Genomic DNA, 20,351 nt, shown 5'->3' with positions numbered 1-20,351 from the left:
TCCTGTTACCGGCCGATTTCCTTCAGAAGCTCCTTGACGGCATCGCCTAACGCTTGCTCTGGCGGCTTCGTTTGGAAAATCGCTTCTTCGTAGCCCCTACGGGCGTATTTCTCATACAGCGGCGACCAAGTCAGATTCGGACGGCCAGTCCCGATGCGGACGGCATCCATGATCGCCGAATTCAGCTCGGGTCTGAGGCTGACAAATTCGGGAATAAGCGACTCCCGCGTTCCCGGCACATTGATCGCTTTCATGCGTGTCCGCATCCGTTCCCGGCTCATTAAAAATTGAATGACATCCCATGCCTCCGACTTGTGCCGGCTCGAATTGGAAATAGCGAATAGCCGGAGTCCGTTAAACGTCGAATGCCGCTTGCCGGGCACATCCCCGGCGGCGCCGATATGATTTTTCAGGGAGGGCTTGGCGCGAAGCAGGGCGTTGATATCTTCCGCAGGCATGTAGGTCATCGCGGCATTATTCAGCAGAAACGGATTTTTTTCCCCGTTCAGACTGTTATAGGTGGCAGAATAAGGCAAAAGCTTGAGCAAATATTGGACAGCCTCGACAGCAGAAGGCGAATCGAAGACCGGAATCATCCCATTTTCATCCACAATCTCGTTACCATTCTGCCTTCCGAATATTTCGAGCCAAAATTCGCCGCCCTGACGCGGGATGACAAATCCGCCCCGGGTCAAACGCCCGTCATCCTTCAGCGCAAGCTTGGACGCATAGTCCAGCAGCTCATCCCAGCTCTTGGGCGTATGATCGGGATTTAATCCGGCTTCTTCGAAAAAATCTTTGCGGTACACGAATATATTCGGAGCGTACATATAGCCAAGCCCGTATATATGCCCTTGATAAGATCCGAACCGGTATACCGGTTCGGGTATGTCCTTACGGTCCACCCATGCCTGAATATATGAATCAAGCGGGGCAAGCTGATTTAAATTAGCCCGCGACGCCAGATTAATAATGCCGATTTCAAACAAATCGGGAGCCGTTCCGCCGGCGAAGGCCGTATTCCACTTTGACTCGACATCCGGGTACGCAATAAAATCGTACTCGATTTTTATATCCGGATGGCTCAGCTCATAGGCAAGCATATCTTGCCGGAAACTTTCGGAAAGCTCGCTGCTCTCATTTCCGCGCATCCAGAACCGTATCACTTTCGGACTTCCGTCCACCCACGCAGACGGCTCCGACTTTTCGAAACGCTCCACCTGAGGAACGGAGCATGAGGATACTAGGCTCATAAGCAGCAGTAAAGAAAGGTACAGACAGATTCCACTTATGATGCGTTTCATTCCCCATCCTCCATCCTGCGCTGTTAATATGTCGGCAAAGCAAACCGATCTCCCGTCGCATCAATCCATTCCTGCAGCCTGTCGTTCAGCTTCTTGCGTTCTGCATGATAAGCCGAGTTATGAGCCAGATTCGACTGCTCGTACGGATCCTCGTTCAAATTAAACATAAGCCATGGTAGCTGTTCGAAGCAAACATATTTCCAGCCATCATTCGTCACGATTCCGCGCCACGCTCTGTCGACACTGTGGCCGTGACCTGTCGGAACGACGCATTGCAAATAGGCCGAATCCGGTTCGTTGTCCGAAGAACGCGCGCCAATCCGTCTGGAGGAGTAGTCCGTTCCATCCATCCAGTCCGGCTTATTGATGCCGCACAGTCCAAGCGTGGTCGGCGCGATATCCACATTGCTGAACAAGACGGGGGATCTTCCCGTTTTTCTGCCGTAGAAGGGCTGTTCCCCGCTGATGATCATAGGGACGCGGATCGATTCCTCCCATGGGCTCGTTTTCCTAAACTGCCCCTGGGAGCCGTGCATATCGCCATGATCGCTGAAAAATACGATATGCGTATCGAAGGCAAGTCCCAAATCGTCCAGAGCCGCCCGGATTCTTCCGACATTCCAGTCCAGATTCTCGATCATTGCGTAATAGCCGGCCAGTTCATTGCGGGCCTGCTGGAGCAGCCTTGGAATTTGCGGCACATTCGGCCGCAGCTGGACGCGGGCGGGATTATGCCTGCCCCTCATCTCGCTCGGAGCTATGTACGGATCATGGGGAGGCTGAACCGACAATACGGCGAAAAAAGGCTGATCCTCCCCGGCAGCCCGTTTTTGACCTCGGTTCTTGATATATGAGATAAACATGTCGGTCAGCGCATCCGTTTCGAATCCGGGAAGTCTCCGATGGAACGCATGCTCCCCTTCCCCGCCGTGTACCCAGCAGTCCCACTGGCTGTTATTGTTCTCGTAGCCGACCCATTCCTGAAAGCCGCCCCTTCGTTCGGGCGGGATGATGTGAAAGGCCGCCCGCCCTTCCCGTTCGTGAAAGCCGTCCAGATGCCATTTGCCGAAATAAGCGGTATGATAGCCGTTATCGTTCAGCACGTTTGCGATCGTCGGCTGCTCCGCCGGCAGCTGATATTCGTGGCCCGGAACAACCTTATGGGCGTACCGGCCGGTCAAAAGCGTTCCGCGCGATGGGCAGCATAACGGAAACCCGGTTAAGGCGCGGTCAAAATTTACTCCGGCTGCGGCCAAGTTATCAATATTGGGGGTTAATACGTTCGGATCGCCGTTACAGCCGAGCGCCTGGGCCCGGTGCTGGTCTCCAAAGATCCAAATCACATTTTGCTTGCGACGTTCGGATGCTTGCAATGTCGCCATCATCGATTCATCTCCTATCGTTTTAATCCTATCAGGACAGGCTGAAAAAACGCATCGTCCGCCTGCACCACCTCCCGAAATCCCGCCTGACGCAGCAGTGAAGCGAGCTTGTCGACGGTTACGGCATAATACCTGCTTTTCATCACATAGGTCGGACATGGCGAAGGACCGTCTTCAATAAAATACATGCTAACATTATACTGAATGCCTTCGTACTCCTGCACTTGAAAAAGGATCAGCTTTTTATCCTGGAAGCTGCGGATGCCATAAGGCTGAAACACGGTGTCGTAGCGGGGTTCTCCGCTGTAGGCCCTGACCGATACGATGCAGCAGCCGCCGTCCCGGGTGCACCGATAAAATTGCTCAAAAGCTTGCACGATGAGCTCGTCGCTCAGCAAATGAGGCACTGCATTATCGCATGCCAGCACCGCATCGAATTGCCGCTGGTGATGTTCATAAGCCCGGGTCATATCCGCCACCGAGCCGTTCAGGCTAAGTCTGCGGTCGGCGGCTTCCCGCAGCAGCCGTTCCACCGATTTGGGGGAAATATCGGATGCGGTCACCTCGTAGCCCAGCATCGCCAGTCCCAGGCTCTGCGTCCCTATACCGCAGGCTGCATCCAATAGCTGCCTGCCGCCGGAACGGCAATGCTCGGTCAGGATGGCATCCAGATGTCCGGCTTGACGCCGGATACTGTTCGGCCAATCGGGATAAATCAGATGATAATAATCGGACATTTGATCGTAAAATCCGGATGTCGACATGTGCATCAGCCTCCTTATTTAAAGGGGGAACGGAGACTGTCGATGAATTGCGGGATTCATCGACAGTCTCGAAAGATTCCTCCAGCCCTTATTTTTTATCCTTGCTGTCGTTGGTTCGTTTGAGAACGGCATCCACCTTGGGCTTCACTTGCTTGACCGTTTCCTCGGCCGTCGCTTTCCCGGTCCATAACGGGTCCAGTCCCTGCTTGAGCGTCGTACTCATCTCCCTGAAATTGGCGAACAGATGGTTGACGTTTTCGACGGAATTGGAAGGCGTTCCCGTAATGACTTCTCTCAGCTGGTCTTTCGTCATGCCCGTCGGTTTGACAAACAGATCCAGCCATGTCTCCACCGCGTCTTTATGCGGGACGAGAAAACCGGTAATTTCGCTCATGTCCTTGGCATTTTCGGGAGTCAGCAAATATTTGATTAGCTCCCACGCTTCCTCCGGATGCTTGCTCTTTTTGGCGATAAACCAGGCGCCGTTAAAGAGAGCCGTCTTGTTGTCCTTCTTTGTCGGCAAGGGCGCCAGTCCCCACTTAAACGGCACGTTTTTCAAGTTGCCATAGGCTTGCGTCGGCAGCACGACGGACATGCCCACCTTTCCGGTGGCGAATATATTGCCCATCTGCTCCAACGTTTTCGTTTCGGCCGGAGTCGGCGCGACCTTGTCCTTATAGACCAAATCCGCGGTAGCCTGCAGCCCCTCGATGACCGCAGGATCGTCCAGCCGGCTTTTTTCCGCGAACCCGGTTTTGTAATGCTCGGGCAGGAACGGATCGGCTCCCCACATATAGGCGATTTGATGAGCCTCATAAGTCGGTGCGATGCCGTATTGCGCATTGACGCCCTGACCGTAATTTTTCGTCAGCTTTTTGGCGTATTCGACCATCTTGTCCCATGTCCACGACTTGTCGTCCCAGCGGGTAGGCAGATCGGGCAAGCCGGCTTCTTTAAACAAATCTTTGTTGTACACCAGCATTTGCCCGAAATTGGTCACTTGAGGCACCGAGTAATATTTGCCGTCCACGGCGTATATATCGAACATGCCTTTAATAAAGTCGTCCTTGGTAATATCTTTTTTAATATAATCGGTCAGCTCAAGCAGCATGCCTTTATTATAATACTCATTGAAGCCGGATTCACCCCACATGGAGAAAACATCGGGAGGGTCTCCCGCCGCAACCATCGTAGCCAGCTTCGGATCGACCTCGTTGCTTGGCACGACGATCAGATTGACTTTGATGTTCGGATGCAGCTTTTGAAACTTTTCGATCACGGTTTCTTTCTCCCACTTGTTTTCGACCGGATTACTGCGCATCAGCCATTTCAATTCGACCACTTCGTTTTTGCCGCTCTTATTAGCGCCGCCCGATCCGCCGGATGACGGCGCAGAGCAGGCGCTGACGAGCACAATCAGACTGCATGCGGCACACGCCGCGATTTGTTTGTTCATACGATCAGCTCCCTGAAAAATGGTGTGTTTGTTGCAACGCGAAGGTCTACCCTTTGACGCCGGATATGACGATGCCTTGAATAAAATATTTTTGCGCGAAGAAAAACAACAAAATGCATGGCAGCAGAGCAAACAACGAAGCGGCCATGAGCAAATGCCACGGCGTCATCCCGTAATCGGCCGTAAACGACTGCAGCGCCAGCGCCACGGTCTGATTTTTGGCGGAATGAATAAAAATCAGCGGCCGCAAGAAATCGTTCCACGCATGCATAAACGTTTGGATTGCGATGATGCCGAGCAGCGGCTTGGATAGCGGCAATATAATTCGCCAATAAATGCCGAAAAATCCGCATCCGTCCATTCGCGCCGCCTCGTCCATCTCCCCCGGGATACTGAGGAAAAACTGCCTCGCCAAAAAAATATAAAACGGTGCGCCCATAAATTCGGGGACGACCAGCGGAAAAAACGTGTCGATCCAATTCAATTTGCTGAACATAATAAACTGCGGAATAAGCGTAATTTGAACAGGCAGCATAAACCCGGTCAAAACGAGAATAAATAAAAGATTTTTACCTGGCACATCAATGCGGGCGAAGGCGTAGCCTGCCAAGGTGCTGGAAACGAGCTGGCCGATAATCGACAAAATAACAATGAAAAAGGTGTTGCCGAAAACTTGGGCCGCGTTCATGAAATCCAGCGCTTCGACATAATTTTTCCAGACGATCGGGCTTGGAATCCATTGCGGCGGCATGAGCAGCACCTTGCCGTCTTCCTTCAAGGAGGTGGAAACCATCCACAGGGTGGGAGCCAGCACAAAGATCGCTCCTGCGGCGACAACGACGGTATAAATCGATTTCAGCAACCGCTCTTTATGCTGCTTGTTGAAATGACTTTGTACATGAGCGGCAGAGCGTCTGGCGTATAACGTTCGGTTATCCATTTTTCGTTACCTCACTGACTCGTAATGAACCCATTTGCGCTGCCATCGGAACAACAGCACAGTAATAATCAAAATGATTGCAAACAAAATCCAGGCCAGAGCCGATGCAAATCCGAGCCGGAAATTTTCAAACGCGCTTTGATACAAATAAAGCACATAGAAATAAGTGGAGTAATTTGGACCGCCTTTCGTAATGACGAATGCGGGTGTAAACACCTGAAACGACATAATAATCGTGATGACCATATTGAAAAAAATGACGGGCGTCACCATCGGCAGCGTGATGTGCCAAAACTTCTTGAAAGCACCGGCGCCGTCAATCTCGGCCGCTTCATAGAACTGGGTCGGTATCCCCTGCAAGCCCGCCAGGTAAATGAGCATCGGACCGCCGACGCCCCACAGGCTCATGATGATGAAGGCCGGAACCGACCATTGATCCGAGAAAAACCATCCCGGCCCCTGCACGCCGAATACCTGGTAAATAAAAATGTTGATCAGTCCGTAGCTCGGCTGGAAAATCCACGACCATAACAAGGCGACCGCTACACCCGAAGTGACGACCGGCAAATAAAAAATAGTTCGCCATAAGGACAACAGCGGTATTTTCTGATTCAGCAGTACCGCCAGACATAATGCCCCGATTACACTGAGCGGAACATGTCCCAGCGTGTAATAGAACGTGACCCAAAGCGATTTCCAGAACAAGCTCGAATCCCATATTTCCCGATAATTGTCCAGCCCGATAAACGCGGCCGGATTTACGCCATCATAATTCGTGAAGCTGAGCCAGCCGGATGCGAGTATCGGACCAAGGGTGAACGCCAGGTAGCCGATCAGCCATGGACCGATAAACAAGTAAAACGCGATGAGACTTCTTCTTCGGTTGTTGAGCTTGAAAGACAGCAAACGATTAACCTCCTTTTCCAGCAATGTAAGTGCTTACAACTCAACATTGTACAAATAGAAAAAGCAAATAACCATTAGCCCTGGTTATCCGCTTTTTCATTTCAATTAGTTTTTCGGCTTGCGTATGCGCTAATTCTCAGCCACTTTTCAAATTCTTAGCTTTTGTTTTGTTTTTTGCAGGACTTGGGTCGGCGATTCGCCATAATACAGCTTAAATGACGTACAAAAGTGGGATTCGTTGGAGTATCCGATCTTGCCGGCAATTTCGTTGATCTTATAATGACCTTCAAGCAGCAGCTGCAAGGCGCGCTCCATGCGGATTTTCATCACAAATTTTTGCAGCGTGATCCCGGTTTCCTTTTTGAACAGCTGGGAAATATAATTTTCATTCAAATGAACGCGCTCGGCTACCATGCGCATATTGATTTTTTGATCGTAGTGCGTCTCAAGGATTTGGATGATTTGATTGACCGCTTCCGAATAGACGTACACCTGCTTGTAGGCCGTACGATGCATCTGCACGATTCCGTCCATCAGCAATTCGCAATATTGCTCCCAATATAAGCATCGGCCGGGATGAAACGGATGCTCGGCAAATGGCTCCGGCAGCTTATGCAGCGACAGCTGCATAAGCTGGTCTGCGGCATGCTCCCAAATTTTGCGCAGCAGGTCTCTCGCCTCCGTCGATCCGAGCGCCTTAGTCTCTCCGATCCGACGCAGCACATCGTCAATGGCTCGGAACGATTGCTGGTTCAGCAGTTGGAATTGCTGAAGCGCCCGGCGCAATAATAGCTGAACGGCCTGCATAGAAGAATTGTCGCCACCCGCCAGTTCAGCCTGATTGAGTGTGCAACCGAGGCCGTAATACATTTTATAATCCAGGCATCGGACGCAGTCGCCGTATGCACGATGAATGTCGGATCGGTTCCGCAGGTCAAAGCGGTAACAAAAAGAGAGGGTGAGTCCGGCATGCTTTCGGGCTTGCACAAGCATATCGCCGCATATCCGCTCCACCGTGGACGCCATTATCTTCCCGCTCTCCACGCCAAATATAGCGAGAAACAATTCTCCCTTCATATGAAACACTTCGACGTCGGGATACCATTTGGCAAGCTCCGCCCGACTAAAGTTAATGAGCTGCCGCCGAAGCGCATCGCCGTCGGTACCTTGTTCGGATATTGGCGTTTCATCCAGCTCGAACGCGATCATGCCAAGCGAATCATGCGGAAATCGAAGGTCCAGATCATCGAGCTGCTGCTCCACATGCTCCCAGCTCATTAAGTCATGGGTCAGCCAGTCGCGGATGAATACGGATTTGAGATCATGCAGCCTGAGTTGAAGGCTGTTCGTCAATGATTTCTGTTCTCGCTCCTGCTTCATTTGTTCCTGAATGGCGCGAATGGCCGCAATAATTTCTTCGTCGGCAGTCTCTGCCTTGAGCAAATAGTTTTTGGCACCCGCAACCAGCCCTTTTTTCACAAATTCAAAATCGTCATAGTTGCTTAAAATTAAGATGTACGGCGGTGACGGATCGGCGGCGCGGTTCAGTTGAGCGATCAGCTCCAAGCCATCCATGAGCGGCATCCGGATGTCCGTAATGACCAAATCCGGCTGCAGGAAATGAGTTAGCGCCAAAGCTTCCTGTCCGTTGGCCGCTTCGCCTGCAACCTCAAGTTCCTGGCCATACTGCTGAATGACGTATCGAAACCATTGGCGGATCGGCCTCTCATCGTCGACAATCAATATTTTCATACTGTATCCTCCCTATCGGATCATGGGCAATGTGACAGTTATCTTCGTGCCACGGCCGGGAGAGCTTTCTACCCGGCACCCGTACTGCGGACCGTAATGCTGCCGGATGCGGCGCTGAATATTTTCAAGAGCCAGGCCGCCTTCCGAGGAGCTGTCCGCAACCTGCTTTCGCGCATAGTTAAATCCGACTCCGTCATCGATAACTTCGATGAGGATCACGGAATCCGCCGGATACGCATTCACCTGAATCGTACCCGTTCCGTCCTTCGGTTCGATCCCGTGGAAGATCGCGTTTTCCAGCAGCGGCTGGATTATGAGCTTCAACGTCTTGCAGGAAAGCACTGTCGGCTTGAATTGAAACTGAACCTGAAATTTGTCTGCATAGCGGATTTTCTGGATGTACACATAATCCTGTAAAAACTGCAATTCGTCACGGAAGCTGAAATACTCTTCCTGCGAGCTGATGGACTGGCGCAGCAGACGCACTAAAGAAATAATCATATTATTGACTACCTCGGGCCGGTTGGATCTGGCCATCCAGCGGATCGAGCTGAGCGTATTGTATAAGAAATGCGGATTGATTTGTGCCTGCAGCGCTTTGAATTCGTATTTTCTCCGCTCCTCATGCTCTTGGACCACCTCTTGAATCAGCTCATTGATCCGATTCACCATTGCGTTGAAGCGAAAGGCCAATATGCCGACCTCGTCTTTACGGTCAAGCTCCAAAGAAACTTGTACGTTGCCTGCCTGTAACGAGTTCATGGAAAGAGCCAGCTTTTTGAGCGGGGATGAGATCATATTGGCCAGCATATAAGTAAGCAGCAGAATGAATACGAGACTGAGCAGCGTAAGCAAATAAATAAACTTTTTGGTCCCGTATACGCCTTGAAGCACTTCGTTCTCCGGCACCATATCGACAATATACCAATTCAGATTGGGTACCTTGTAAAAAGAAACAAGCATTTTGGTTTTGCGGTACGACGATTGAAAATAGCCGGAATCGTAGTCGCCCATTCGCTGAAGGAATGGCTCGCCGGATAAGCTGACGGAAAGCAGCTGCTTGTCCTTGTTCGAGATGACGGTTCCCTGTGAATCCATAATAAAATGATTTTCCCCTTGTTTATTCTCATAGGTGCGGAATAAAATGTCCTCGTCGAAATCGATGATCAAATAGCCGAGCGGATTGCCGGTATAAATGTCCTGCAAATATCGGACTGCGGAAAAAATATACTTGTTGTTATAATCATAGGTGTTCGACCAATAAATTTCGCCGGGTTTTCGGGAAATGTCCATTTTCCACTTCTCGGTGCGCTGCCGGTTTTTTTGCTCGTTTTGGTCTGCGTCGGAGAAGAAACGGCTGTTCATACCGACAATCGTCGTAGAAAATTTTAAATAGTCAAAGTTGCTGCGAATCGTTTGGACCGTATCCGTCATCATCGAGAGCTGTCGACTTCTGTCGTATTCGCCTTGACCGGAATCATACTTTAGAAAAGCCCGGATGTCCTGATTCAAATAATACACGTTCGTCACGGAAATAATATTGCGGTTTAAAATTTCGATCTTATCCGATATTTGTTTCAGCTTGCTTACATTGAACTCACAAATATTCCGGATCATCGTCTTTTCTACGTTGTAGTAGACGATCGACGATATTGCGAGAAGACAGATAACGAACAATGGGGCAAACACAACCAGAAGCTTATATTGTATCCGCAAATCATGAAATCTCGTTACCAAGCCTAGCTTCACCCTCCCCGTACCGAAACCGATGCTTGTCCATGAACACGAATGGAAAAAGCCGCGGAATGATCTCCAGCGGCTGAATTACATCTATCATATCAAGTAATCAAATTCATTGCAACCGTTTACAATTATGATCCATCTGGCTGTCCGTCTTCGCAAACACTCCTGTTCATGTTACATTAGCTGTGGTCTAATATAGCAGTCATTTATAAAATATTTCTACCAATTACATTCGCGGTCACCATGGCAAGGCCATACAATACAGCTGCCGCCGTATCGGGGATCAGGCTGCCCAGCTCAAGCCCCCAAGTTATGATAAAGACCAATCCGCTCAACGCGGTCGGCACGACTTTATGATTGCGTCTCCAAAAGCTCCGCTCAGCGGCTTGGCGGATTCCTCCTGAGGACTCCGGCGTTGCTGTATAATCGGCCTGTTGAACCGTTTGAATGACAGCCTGCTCGGCATTGCCGTCATGCTCGACCGTCATCTTGGCCGCGCCGAAGTTGACGGTAACCTACTTGACGGAAGCAAGGGCGCTAACGCGTTTCTCCAGCTTTTGCGCGCAGTCCGCGCAGTCCATGCCGTCTATTCGGAAAACCGAGGCATGTTTGGCCGCAGCACTTTCTTGAACGCTGTACCCGAGGCTGCTCACTCGCTTTTTAATGAAATCGAAATCGATCGCGGATTGATCGTAACCGAGGCTCATCTTCGCCGTGGCAAAATTCACCTGAACATGAGCGACACCCGTTAACCGTGAAATCGACTTTTCCAGCTTCAAGGTACAGTCGGCGCAGTGCATGCCTTCGAGGCTTACTGTCCGGTTTACTGTATTCGCATCGTGGCTCCCGCAGCACGAAGCTTCATGATGATGCTCATGGCTGTGGTCGCGGTGATGTCCATGACTATGTTCTTCATGCCCGTCATGGCTGTAGCCTTGATGATCACCGTATTGATGGTCGTGTTTATGCAGATGATCGTGATCCCGACTATGATCATGATCGTGATGATGAAGATGGTCATGAGCATGATTCTCATGATTATCGCGTGATCCATGCAGATGTTCTTCGTCATGACAATGGTTATGGCTTCCACGCTCGGCGGAATGATGATCTCGTCTCCCGGACCGGTCACAAGAGCATGATTCATGTGCCGGTTCCTTTTTGTGCTGCGAGTAACTTTTCAGACACAGGAATCAGGATCCTTTTACCTATATATGATTAATTGTTCATATATTAACAATATTATGCCTTTCTGATCCGGGTGTCAATTGTGCAACTGCCTAATTCGAAGCGATCACGGAATCGCAGGTCAATCGTCCCGGTTCGAAAAAAACAAAAAAGCAGAGGAAGCACCTCTGCTTTTGCCGCGCTTTGGTTATGGACGCCCGTCGGCTTCGTATTCCGATACGGTTATTCATGTTTCAAATGCTGCAGCATCTGGACAAAAATTTGCTCGATATGCTCGTCATCCAATGAATAAAATACCGTTTTTCCAGCCTTACGGCGCTTCACGATGCGAAGATTTCGCAAGTAGCGCAATTGATGAGAAACGGCCGATTGGCCCATTTCCAATATTTCAGTCAAATCGTGCACGCAAAGCTCGTGCTGCAGCAACGTATAAATAATTTTCACACGCGTAGGGTCGCCCAGCGCTTTAAATATATCAGCCAGGCTGGCGGCTGTGTTCTCGGCTATCAAATTTTGCTTCAGCGTGACCACATTGGAGGTCCCGACACAAGTTTCGTCGCATTGATCCTGTAGCACCTTTTCCAACTTATGCACCACCTTCTCTATTTGCCGCTATATCGATTTACGTTATATTATAGCAGAAAGTAGCCCTGTCGCCGCAATGTTAAAAATAAGGCTCGCGGCAACCGTCTGAGCCGTTGTTTCAACTGCATACCTGCAATCGGGCCAAGCTTCATCAGTCGGCACTGATGTCGCCTTCCGTACGCCCCTCCGTCCGATAAACCATCGAGGTAAATTCGCTGAACGCATGTTCGCACTGCTCTAATTTTTTCATTGCCGCATACAGCCTCGAACAATTGAAAAAATCCCGCTTTGCGATTTTGCGAACCCATCTCTCCAATTTGGCAAGCTCGGCTTCGTTTTCCTCCACTTCGTGAAATGAAAAATTGCCTTTGCCCGTTTCAAGCTCAAGCTCCTGTAAAAAGCTTTTGCAGCCTCCAAGAAACTCCTCATACTCGGTCATTCGCTGCTGATTAAACAACCCGCAAAGATGCTCCTCCGAATAGCCGGCCAACTGGCTTACTTCCAATAAGAGCGCTTCGCCTTCGTTTGCTTCGATCAGCTTTTTCATGGCCATCATCTTTTTCCTTACCTCAGCCGTATCCGGTGCAACGCAAACCGACTGCTGAATGTACATGGCGCCCAATGATTTCAGTGTCCTCCAGGCGCGCACGCGCAGCGTGGAAGGCTCGGAAGGAACTTTGTAAGAAAAGATGAACCAGCCTTGATCTATACGCATGCCTCATTCCTCCTGCTTCAGCAGTAGTTACTTATGCCAAGCGATCATTTTTTTGATTTCCATCCATAGCGGAACAACAAACGAGCATCCGAGCACGAATATCCAATCCGTTCCCTTCAGTTCAACGAGGTGCAGCAGACCGCTCAAAACAGGCAAAGTTTGGGTCAACGCGAGGAATAGGGCGGCCGCCGCGATCCATAAAAGCATCACTTTGTTGGTCAACAAACCTAACGATAGCAGTGGCTCCCGCTCGGAACGCATCATCATGGCTAACCATAAATGGCCGAGCATCCATGTCGAAAAAGCAACCGTCTGCGCATACTCCGTATTTGCCCTCATGGACCATGATATTAAATAGGCTGCCAAAACGGCCAAGCCTAAAGAGAGCCCGCCTGAAAAGATGCCTGTCATCATCCTTTTGTCCAAAAATCGCCGCGTACGTTCGGGAGGGCGCTTCATCACATCGGATTCCGGGGGCTCGGCCGTAAAGCTGGAGGCGGCGCCGATATCCAAAAACAATTCCATCACGATGATCTGGATTGGAGTGAAAGGCAATGTCATTCCTGCCAATACCGGAACCAGAGTGCTGGCGATCAAAGCCGTTTTCGCCGCAAGATAATACGCTACCGATTTTCGCAAATTGGCAAACAGCTTTCTTCCTTCTTGTATGGCGACCGGCAAGGTTGAAAAATCGTCGTCCGTCAAAATGAGATCGGCCGATTCCTTGGCTACGTCCGTTCCCGACTTCCCCATGGCTATGCCGACAGCCGCTTCCTTTAATGCCGGACCGTCGTTGACTCCGTCTCCCGTTAGCGCGACAACTTCGCCCTGCTGCTGCAAAGCTCGGACAAGCCGCAGTTTATGCTGCGGTGCCGTTCTGGCGTAAACGTTCGTATGCTCAAGCCGGGAGACGAGCTCGCCCTCCGTCATCAAATCAAGCTCGTTTCCGGTAGCGACGCGAGTCGACTTAAGACCAATTTGACGGCCGACCGTTGCCGCAGTTCCCGCATGGTCTCCCGTCATCATAACGACCCTGACCCCGGCTTGATGTAAAGCTTCGATCGCTTCCCCCACATTCGGTCTTGGCGGATCAATCATAGCGGCCAGTCCGACCCAAGTAAAAGCGTTTTCCTCGAATTCGGCTTCGGTCGCTCCTTCTTTATAAGCAGCGGCGATGATCCGGTAGCCTTGATCCGCAAGCTGTCCGGCCTGTTCGCTGAATCGCGAACGAAGCTCACGGGTGAGCGGTGTTACCGTTCCGTCTACAACAGCATATGACGATAGTGCGAGAACTTGTTCAGGCGCTCCTTTGGTCATAACCGTGAAGCCGCCCTTTTTTTGCAGTGCAATGGTAATGCGTTTGCTATCCTCGGTTAACGGAAACTCTCGGACCGGGCGGGCGCTTCTTTTCAATTGGACGACATCATAGCCCGTATCCGCGGCAAACCGGCAAAATGCGGCGTCCGTCGGGTCGCCGTGAAAGCCGATTGACTCATCCAGCTCAGTAATAACCGCATCGTTGGCAAGCACGCTGATTTGTACAGCCATGTCCGTCCATTGCGACCGGTTCCAGTCAGATTGGCTGTGCCATTTCCCGTCAATAAACCATTTTTGAACCTGCATCCGGTTTTCGGTTAACGTTCCCGTCTTATCCGTAGCGACAACCGTAACGCTGCCTAGCGTTTCCGCGGTTTTGAGACGCCGGACGATGGCCTTCTTTTTCGAAAGCCGGTAAGCCCCCAGCCCGAGAACCATAGCAATCAATATCGGCAATTCCTCGGGAATGGTTGCAAATGCGAGCGACAGCGCCGTCAAGACGGTGTTTTTCCAGCCTGTGCCGCCGATCCATCCGATCGCCGCGATCAGAAGGCTGAACCCGAGCGCGATCCAAACCATCCGTTTTGCCAGCTCGCGCATATGAAGCTGCAGCGGTGTTCTCGGCTCCTTCGCCGTTTGAACGTACCCGGCAATTTGGCCAAGCTCCGTCGATGCGCCCGTGCCGACGACGAGTCCTTTGCCCTTTCCGCTCACAACCAAAGTTCCGGAATAAGCAAGGTTTTGTCGTTCGCCGAGCGCGGTATCGCGGGCAAGAAGCAGAACGGCATTCTTGTCAACCGGGACGGATTCCCCGGTCAGGCTCGATTCGTCAATGCGCAGTCCGGCGCATTCCAATAATCGCAGGTCAGCCGGAACCCGCTCCCCCGCGCGTAAAAATACGATGTCTCCCGGCACCAGCCCGGCCGATCCGATTTCCTGATACGTACCGTCCCGTAATACCGGGCATGTAGTGACATTAAACTTGGCTAACGCCTTAATGGCCCCTTTCGCTCTGCTTTCGTTGCCGATCTCAATAGCCAGCACGGCGACAATAATGACCATGATCGTCATCGCATCCCGTATCTCGCCAAGAAATCCGTATATCGCTCCCACCGCCATCAAGAGCAAAATCATCGGTTCGGTTAACTCCTCAATGATTTCTTTCCGCAAAGGCTTGTCCGGGGCGGCGGGCAATTCATTTTTTCCATATTTTCGTTTTCTTAGCTCCGCTTCGGACGATGTCAGACCGACGTCTGTCCCGACGTCAAATGTACGAATAATCTCCACCTTGGAAACGGAGTGCCAAGAGGTTGAATGATTCATCATCTTCACCCTTCCGGAACAATTCTTCCAAAATTTAGATTATCACTCGAAGGATAAAAATGCAACAGATGTTTCATTATAACTTCGAACTCACAACAAACAGACCGGCTGCTCCCGCAGCCAGTCTGTTTGCGATGATCGACAACTATTTCAACTTTAGGCCGATGATCCGATCAAAAAGCTTCATCCGATGCTTAAACCGGTTGCTTCGACGTGTCCGGCCGGCTCGCCGGACTAGATTGCCGGCATGACGTTCCCACCGCAGACCGGAATATAGACCCCGCTGATGAAGGAAGCCAGATCCGATGCGAGGAACGCCACCGTGTTGGCGATTTCCTGATCCGTCCCGCGCCGTTTCATCGGCACGGTCGTTAAATAGCCGTCCTCCAGCGGCGGCGCGAAGCCCCGCTCGCGGTCTCTGTCACTGAACGTCCATCCGGGCGCGACCTGGTTGACGGTTATGCCGTACTCGCCCACTTCTTTGGCCAGAATCCGGTATACGCCGTCCATCCCGCGCTTGCCCGCAACATAAGCCGACTGCGTAGGGAAGTTCTGCATGGCGCATTCCGTGTTGATCCCGATAAACCGACCCGCCCGGCGCTCGATCAGCGCCGGCATGAATGCCTTCGCCAAATAGACGCTCTGCATGACGCATGTTTTGAACTGGCTTTCGTAATCGGCCGGCTGCTGCTCCAATATCGAGGTCCATTTATACTGCGCGACCGCATTCGCTACGATAATATGGGGCAATTTCCCAAAATGCTCCTGAATTTGATCCCGCATGGCGAGCACGGATGTCAGATCGGTAATATCCGCCTGTACGGCATAGGCCTGCCTTCCCATCGCTTCCGCTTCCCGCTTCAGCTGCTGGGCTTTTTCCGCTTTCGTATTGTAATGAATCACTACATCGGCGCCGCATGCCGCGAGGGACCGGATCATAACGCGGCCAAGCATGCCCGCACCGCCTGTCACCAGCGCGATTTTGTCGCATAAATCGATTTTCATGGCACAATCACGTTTCCTCTCGGGATATCGGCTGCGAATTGCATGAATCCCAACCGATACGGGATAATGTTTATCAACCGCGAACCGTTAAGGCTTAACTTCATAGTGGGTAGGTTTAAGCGCCGGATGGCCGATCTTCTCGAACCGGAGCAGCTTCTGCAGCCTTGGCGACAGGCCGTCAAACGTTTCTTGCGGAATTGGAATCGTTCCTTTGGACGGATTGGTGGTCGGCGCGGAATAAATGACCGCGATATTCGGACGCGGCTTATCGGATTTGTTCGGTGTGCCCCGATGCCACATGCGGTCATCGCGGATCATAATCGATCCTGCCGGCATAGTCGCCTTCAGTACGGTCATATGCTCGGCCAGCTTCGCCTTCGGGAACGATTTGCGGTCGTACATATAGTCGGGCTGCAGATGCGTGCCGCCCGGCCAATATTCCATCGGACCGTTGTTTTCGGTCGTATCGACGAGCGGAACGTTGACGATCAGATTCGAGATCGGCAAATTGGCGCCGTATCGCAAGCCGAACATCGAATGCATATCCGAATGCACCGGCTGGGCATTCCTGCCTCCGGGCAGCGAAGTATTCGTCGCGAAATAACGGATGGCGCAATCGTCGCCCAAAACTTGATCCACGACCGAGAGGACGAACGGGTGAGCCAATATTTGCTCGTCGACGAACGGCTTCTCGAACGGCAAGTACAGGCGGATGTGATTGGTGCCGTCGTTAAAGCCGTTTTTCGGATTGTAAACCTCCTCGTGATGCTCGGCCAAATACGGCTCCAATATGTCGATATAAGCATCGTACAGCTTGTCGATGACAGCTCTCGGGATAATTTCCTCGAACGTAACGAAGCCGTTGACTCTGACAAGATTGGCTGCAAGCTCCAACGTTTCGGGCAGCAGCTGTCCGCTGGCAAGCTCTTCCTGACTCAGTCTCATTTTGTCTCAACCACCATTCTTTTATAAAATTAGATGCAAGCATTGACGAATTTCCGTCTTCGCCTGTAAACGTTACAGCTGCTCAAGCGGGAGCGGCTCGAAGGTTGTGCACAATTGCTGGGTTTGCCCGGTTTCAGCGGCCCGGTAGCCGGATTCGATGATATCCACGACATGTCTGGCATGCTCGGCGGTTACGATCGAAGGCGTACCGTCTCTTACCCAATCGACCAGCTGCATAATATCCGCGAACACGTGAGCTTCGCGCATATGCGCATGCTCGCCCTTGACGTGCGGCTGCGTCAATGCAGGGTCTTTCAATTCGGTATCGCCGAATTTCGAACCGATCAACGCTCCATGCGTTCCGTATATATTGGGGGACCAGCCGGTAATCTCGCCGGCGATCGTCGTATAGACGACTGCATATAGGCAGCTGCCGAAGTCGAGCATCAGGATGGTGGAGTCATCCATTTCCTTGGCAATGCGCTTTCCTTGGTAAAACACTTCGGGAACCGCCTGGCCGGACAAAGCGGTCACACGTTGAACCGGTCCGAGAATTCCGGTCAGCTCGTGCAGCATGTAGGACGTAATATCGTACATCGGCCCACCGCCGGGCTTCTTGAAATACCATTCCGGGTTCACGCTGGTCAAAATATTTTCCCCCGTGCGGAATTCTTCTTCAAAGTGAAAGGCGACGGTTCCTCTCGCCGTGCCCGCAATAGCCCATCCCAGCTGACCGAGCTCACCTTCGAGAATCAGTTTCCGCTTCTTCCGGTTTTCCGGTCTGAGCATCATGCCGGGCGAAGCTACGACACGGATATTGTTCTCGGCAGCCCGCCGGATAATATCGTCGGCTTCCTCGACCCGGGTCGTCATCGTCTTGTTGAAATGTACATGCTTGCCGGCCTCGATCGCCTGAACGCCCTGCTTGTAATGAAGCCCGATCGGCGTGCAGAGCGTGACGATATCGACGTTCGGATCCTGCAGCAGCTCCTCGTAGCTTTCGTAGTAGGCGGTAACGCCGAATTTTTCCGCCGCAGCCTTGGCGCGTCCCGGTACGGGATCGCAGATGGCGGCCAGTCTTACGCCATAATCCTTGACATCCTGCAAGCTGAGATGCGACAGTGCGCCTCTGATCCCGATTGCGCCTGCACCGGCAACTCCAATACCGATTGTTTTACGCATGAGTTTTGTCGCCTCCTCTTTTTACCATTTTGCGGCAATCATTACGATGGTTATCCTTTTACGGCGCCCGCCGTCATCCCTGAGATCAAATACCGCTGACCGAAAATATAGACGAGAACGATCGGCAGCGTCGTCAGTACGATAGTCGCGCAAACCAGATTCCAGCTGGAAATAAACGTCCCGTAAAAGCTGTAAACCGCCAATGTTACCGGATAATAATCCGATTTGTTGAATACGTATAGCGGCAAAATAAACTCATTCCACGCATTCATGAAATTAATGAGCACGCACGTAATCGTGACCGGCAGCAGCAGCGGAAAAATAATCCGGAAAAACAGCTGCAGGCTCCTGCATCCGTCCATCATCGCCGATTCGTCGAGCTCCTTCGGCACCGACTGAATAAAGCCGTAAAACAGAAATACCGTGAACGGGATCATGAGCGCCGAATACAGCAGGATAATGCCATGGAACGTGTTGAACAATTGCGTCATTTGCATGACCTTGATCGTCGCGATAAAGTTGACCGGCGCGATCAGACCGATGATGAAATAGTAATAAATGAGTCTGTTCAGCTTCGTCCTCCTGCGCGACAGCACGAATGCGCCCATCGCCGAAAAAAGACTCGTCACCAATGTCGAGCCGGCCGATATGATTAGACTGTTTCGGTACGCCTGAACCATCTTGCCCGTCTTGATCACATTTGCGTAGTTGTCAAACATGAATTGTTTGGGCAGCTCCAGGTTCATCAGGTCGGCTTCGGCTTCTGTTTTCAACGAATTGATCGCGACGAGAAAAAGCGGGATCAAGATAAGCAGCGCCAGCAGCCACATGAGCAATTCTTTGACAACCGGAAATCGTCTGCGCCCGGGCCTTCGAACCGACCGCGCTTGCCGGACCATCTCCGCTTCATTGGCAACGTTCATGCCTCCACCTCCGATCGTTTGGACAAGATGGACAGCGTTGCCAAGGTCACGACCGTAATCAACAAGAAGATGACGACGTTGATCGCCGTGGCCGAGCCGAAACGCCCTGCCGAAAATTCACGGAAAACGGCCGTATTCAGAACCTCGGTTGCGCTGCCCGGTCCCCCTCCGGTCAACACATACACAAGATCGAATATTTTAAAGCCGTGAATCAGATTCAAAATGAGATTGATTGTAATCGCCGGCATGACCAGCGGAAATGTAATGTGTACGAACCGTTTCCACGAGCTGGCACCGTCGATTTCGGCCGCTTCGTAATACGTTTTTGGAATCATCTGCAGGCCCGCCAAATAAATGACCATATTGAAGCCCGCATATTTCCACGTCTCGACCGAGATGATCGTCCCCATCGCGAATCGGACGTCGGCGAGCCAGGCCATGGCCCAATCGTCCAAGCCGATCCGGATGAGGAAGCCGTTCAATATGCCCGAATTGGCATCGAATACGGAGGAGAAGATCAAGCCGATGATCAAGGGCGATAACGTAACGGGCAAATAAAAGACCGTGCGCAGTAAAGCTTTCGACCGCAATCCTTCATTGAGCGCCAAGGCGAGCGCGAGACCGATAACGTTCTTCAGCAGCGTCGTAAATAATGCGAACATGATTGTATTGACGATAATTCCGGAGAAGAGCGCATGATCCGCAATCATTTGCCTGTAATTGTCCAGACCGATGAAATGGACAGCATCGCTGAATTGGTTCCAGTCGGTTAAGGAGAGATAGAAACCGTATAAGCTCGGAAAGAAGAACAGTCCGGAATAGATCAGCAATACTCCGGACAAGAAGTACATCGGGTATACATTGCCGGTCTTCATGTTCTCACCACATTCTTTTCAAAAATCATTGCCGTTTGGCGGCCCA

General features: G+C 51.4%; 18 protein-coding genes and 1 pseudogene. All 19 read right to left on the bottom strand.

Features of this window, described 5'->3' with window-relative positions; all coding sequences use genetic code 11:
- Positions 1-5: 5 nt before the first annotated feature.
- The 19 genes and pseudogenes from E1757_RS21550 to E1757_RS21460 all read right to left on the bottom strand — a co-directional run bounded on the left by E1757_RS21550 (position 6) and on the right by E1757_RS21460 (position 20,305).
- A complete protein-coding gene (locus E1757_RS21550; protein WP_133231974.1) occupies positions 6-1,304 on the bottom strand; it encodes an ABC transporter substrate-binding protein in 1,299 nt (432 codons plus the stop codon).
- A 23-nt stretch (positions 1,305-1,327) separates the two neighbouring features.
- Positions 1,328-2,689, bottom strand: coding sequence for a sulfatase family protein (locus tag E1757_RS21545; RefSeq protein ID WP_165972221.1), 1,362 nt, complete (start codon positions 2,687-2,689; stop codon positions 1,328-1,330).
- A gap of 11 nt (positions 2,690-2,700) precedes the next feature.
- Positions 2,701-3,450: a class I SAM-dependent methyltransferase gene (locus tag E1757_RS21540; protein WP_165972220.1), complete on the bottom strand. Its 750-nt coding sequence runs from the start codon at positions 3,448-3,450 to the stop codon at positions 2,701-2,703.
- Between the two features lie 88 nt (positions 3,451-3,538).
- Positions 3,539-4,906 carry an ABC transporter substrate-binding protein gene (locus E1757_RS21535; protein WP_133231968.1) on the bottom strand — a complete coding sequence of 456 codons (1,368 nt, stop codon included), beginning with the start codon at positions 4,904-4,906 and terminating at the stop codon, positions 3,539-3,541.
- Positions 4,907-4,952: 46 nt separating this feature from the next.
- The gene (locus E1757_RS21530; protein ID WP_133231966.1) at positions 4,953-5,846 is read right to left on the bottom strand and encodes a carbohydrate ABC transporter permease; all 894 of its coding nucleotides are present in this window, start codon (positions 5,844-5,846) and stop codon (positions 4,953-4,955) included.
- 6 nt (positions 5,847-5,852) lie between these two features.
- A complete protein-coding gene (locus tag E1757_RS21525; RefSeq protein ID WP_133231964.1) occupies positions 5,853-6,752 on the bottom strand; it encodes a carbohydrate ABC transporter permease in 900 nt (299 codons plus the stop codon).
- Positions 6,753-6,899: 147 nt separating this feature from the next.
- Complete coding sequence (locus E1757_RS21520; RefSeq protein WP_133231962.1) at positions 6,900-8,504, bottom strand: response regulator; 1,605 nt, start codon at positions 8,502-8,504, stop codon at positions 6,900-6,902.
- Between the two features lie 12 nt (positions 8,505-8,516).
- On the bottom strand, positions 8,517-10,241 hold the full coding sequence (locus E1757_RS21515) for a sensor histidine kinase (protein ID WP_133231960.1): 1,725 nt from the start codon (positions 10,239-10,241) through the stop codon (positions 8,517-8,519).
- A 212-nt stretch (positions 10,242-10,453) separates the two neighbouring features.
- Positions 10,454-10,735, bottom strand: coding sequence for a hypothetical protein (locus E1757_RS21510; RefSeq protein ID WP_133231958.1), 282 nt, complete (start codon positions 10,733-10,735; stop codon positions 10,454-10,456).
- A 27-nt stretch (positions 10,736-10,762) separates the two neighbouring features.
- Positions 10,763-11,053 (bottom strand): annotated as a pseudogene (locus E1757_RS21505) (cation transporter); the annotation flags it as partial.
- 17 nt (positions 11,054-11,070) lie between these two features.
- A complete protein-coding gene (locus E1757_RS21500; RefSeq protein ID WP_133231954.1) occupies positions 11,071-11,394 on the bottom strand; it encodes a hypothetical protein in 324 nt (107 codons plus the stop codon).
- 263 nt (positions 11,395-11,657) lie between these two features.
- Complete coding sequence (locus tag E1757_RS21495) at positions 11,658-12,020, bottom strand: ArsR/SmtB family transcription factor (protein ID WP_133231952.1); 363 nt, start codon at positions 12,018-12,020, stop codon at positions 11,658-11,660.
- A gap of 151 nt (positions 12,021-12,171) precedes the next feature.
- On the bottom strand, positions 12,172-12,735 hold the full coding sequence (locus tag E1757_RS21490; protein WP_133231950.1) for a Chromate resistance protein ChrB: 564 nt from the start codon (positions 12,733-12,735) through the stop codon (positions 12,172-12,174).
- 27 nt (positions 12,736-12,762) lie between these two features.
- Positions 12,763-15,378 (bottom strand): cation-translocating P-type ATPase, encoded by a 2,616-nt coding sequence (locus tag E1757_RS21485; RefSeq protein WP_133231948.1) that lies wholly within the window; start codon positions 15,376-15,378, stop codon positions 12,763-12,765.
- A gap of 231 nt (positions 15,379-15,609) precedes the next feature.
- On the bottom strand, positions 15,610-16,380 hold the full coding sequence (locus E1757_RS21480) for an SDR family NAD(P)-dependent oxidoreductase (RefSeq protein ID WP_133231947.1): 771 nt from the start codon (positions 16,378-16,380) through the stop codon (positions 15,610-15,612).
- An 87-nt stretch (positions 16,381-16,467) separates the two neighbouring features.
- Complete coding sequence (locus E1757_RS21475; protein WP_133231945.1) at positions 16,468-17,325, bottom strand: phytanoyl-CoA dioxygenase family protein; 858 nt, start codon at positions 17,323-17,325, stop codon at positions 16,468-16,470.
- A 72-nt stretch (positions 17,326-17,397) separates the two neighbouring features.
- A complete protein-coding gene (locus E1757_RS21470; protein ID WP_133231943.1) occupies positions 17,398-18,507 on the bottom strand; it encodes a Gfo/Idh/MocA family protein in 1,110 nt (369 codons plus the stop codon).
- 50 nt (positions 18,508-18,557) lie between these two features.
- On the bottom strand, positions 18,558-19,430 hold the full coding sequence (locus tag E1757_RS21465) for a carbohydrate ABC transporter permease (RefSeq protein WP_246079358.1): 873 nt from the start codon (positions 19,428-19,430) through the stop codon (positions 18,558-18,560).
- Entirely contained in the window at positions 19,427-20,305 is an 879-nt protein-coding gene (locus E1757_RS21460) for a carbohydrate ABC transporter permease (RefSeq protein WP_133231941.1), read from the bottom strand. The genes E1757_RS21465 and E1757_RS21460 overlap by 4 nt, the downstream gene beginning before the upstream one ends.
- Positions 20,306-20,351 lie beyond the last annotated feature (46 nt).

Source organism: Paenibacillus piri (assembly GCF_004354045.1).
GTDB lineage: Bacteria > Bacillota > Bacilli > Paenibacillales > NBRC-103111 > Paenibacillus_S > Paenibacillus_S piri.
Note: the sequence above shows the minus strand (reverse complement) of the source record. Positions and strands in the feature narration are given on the sequence as shown.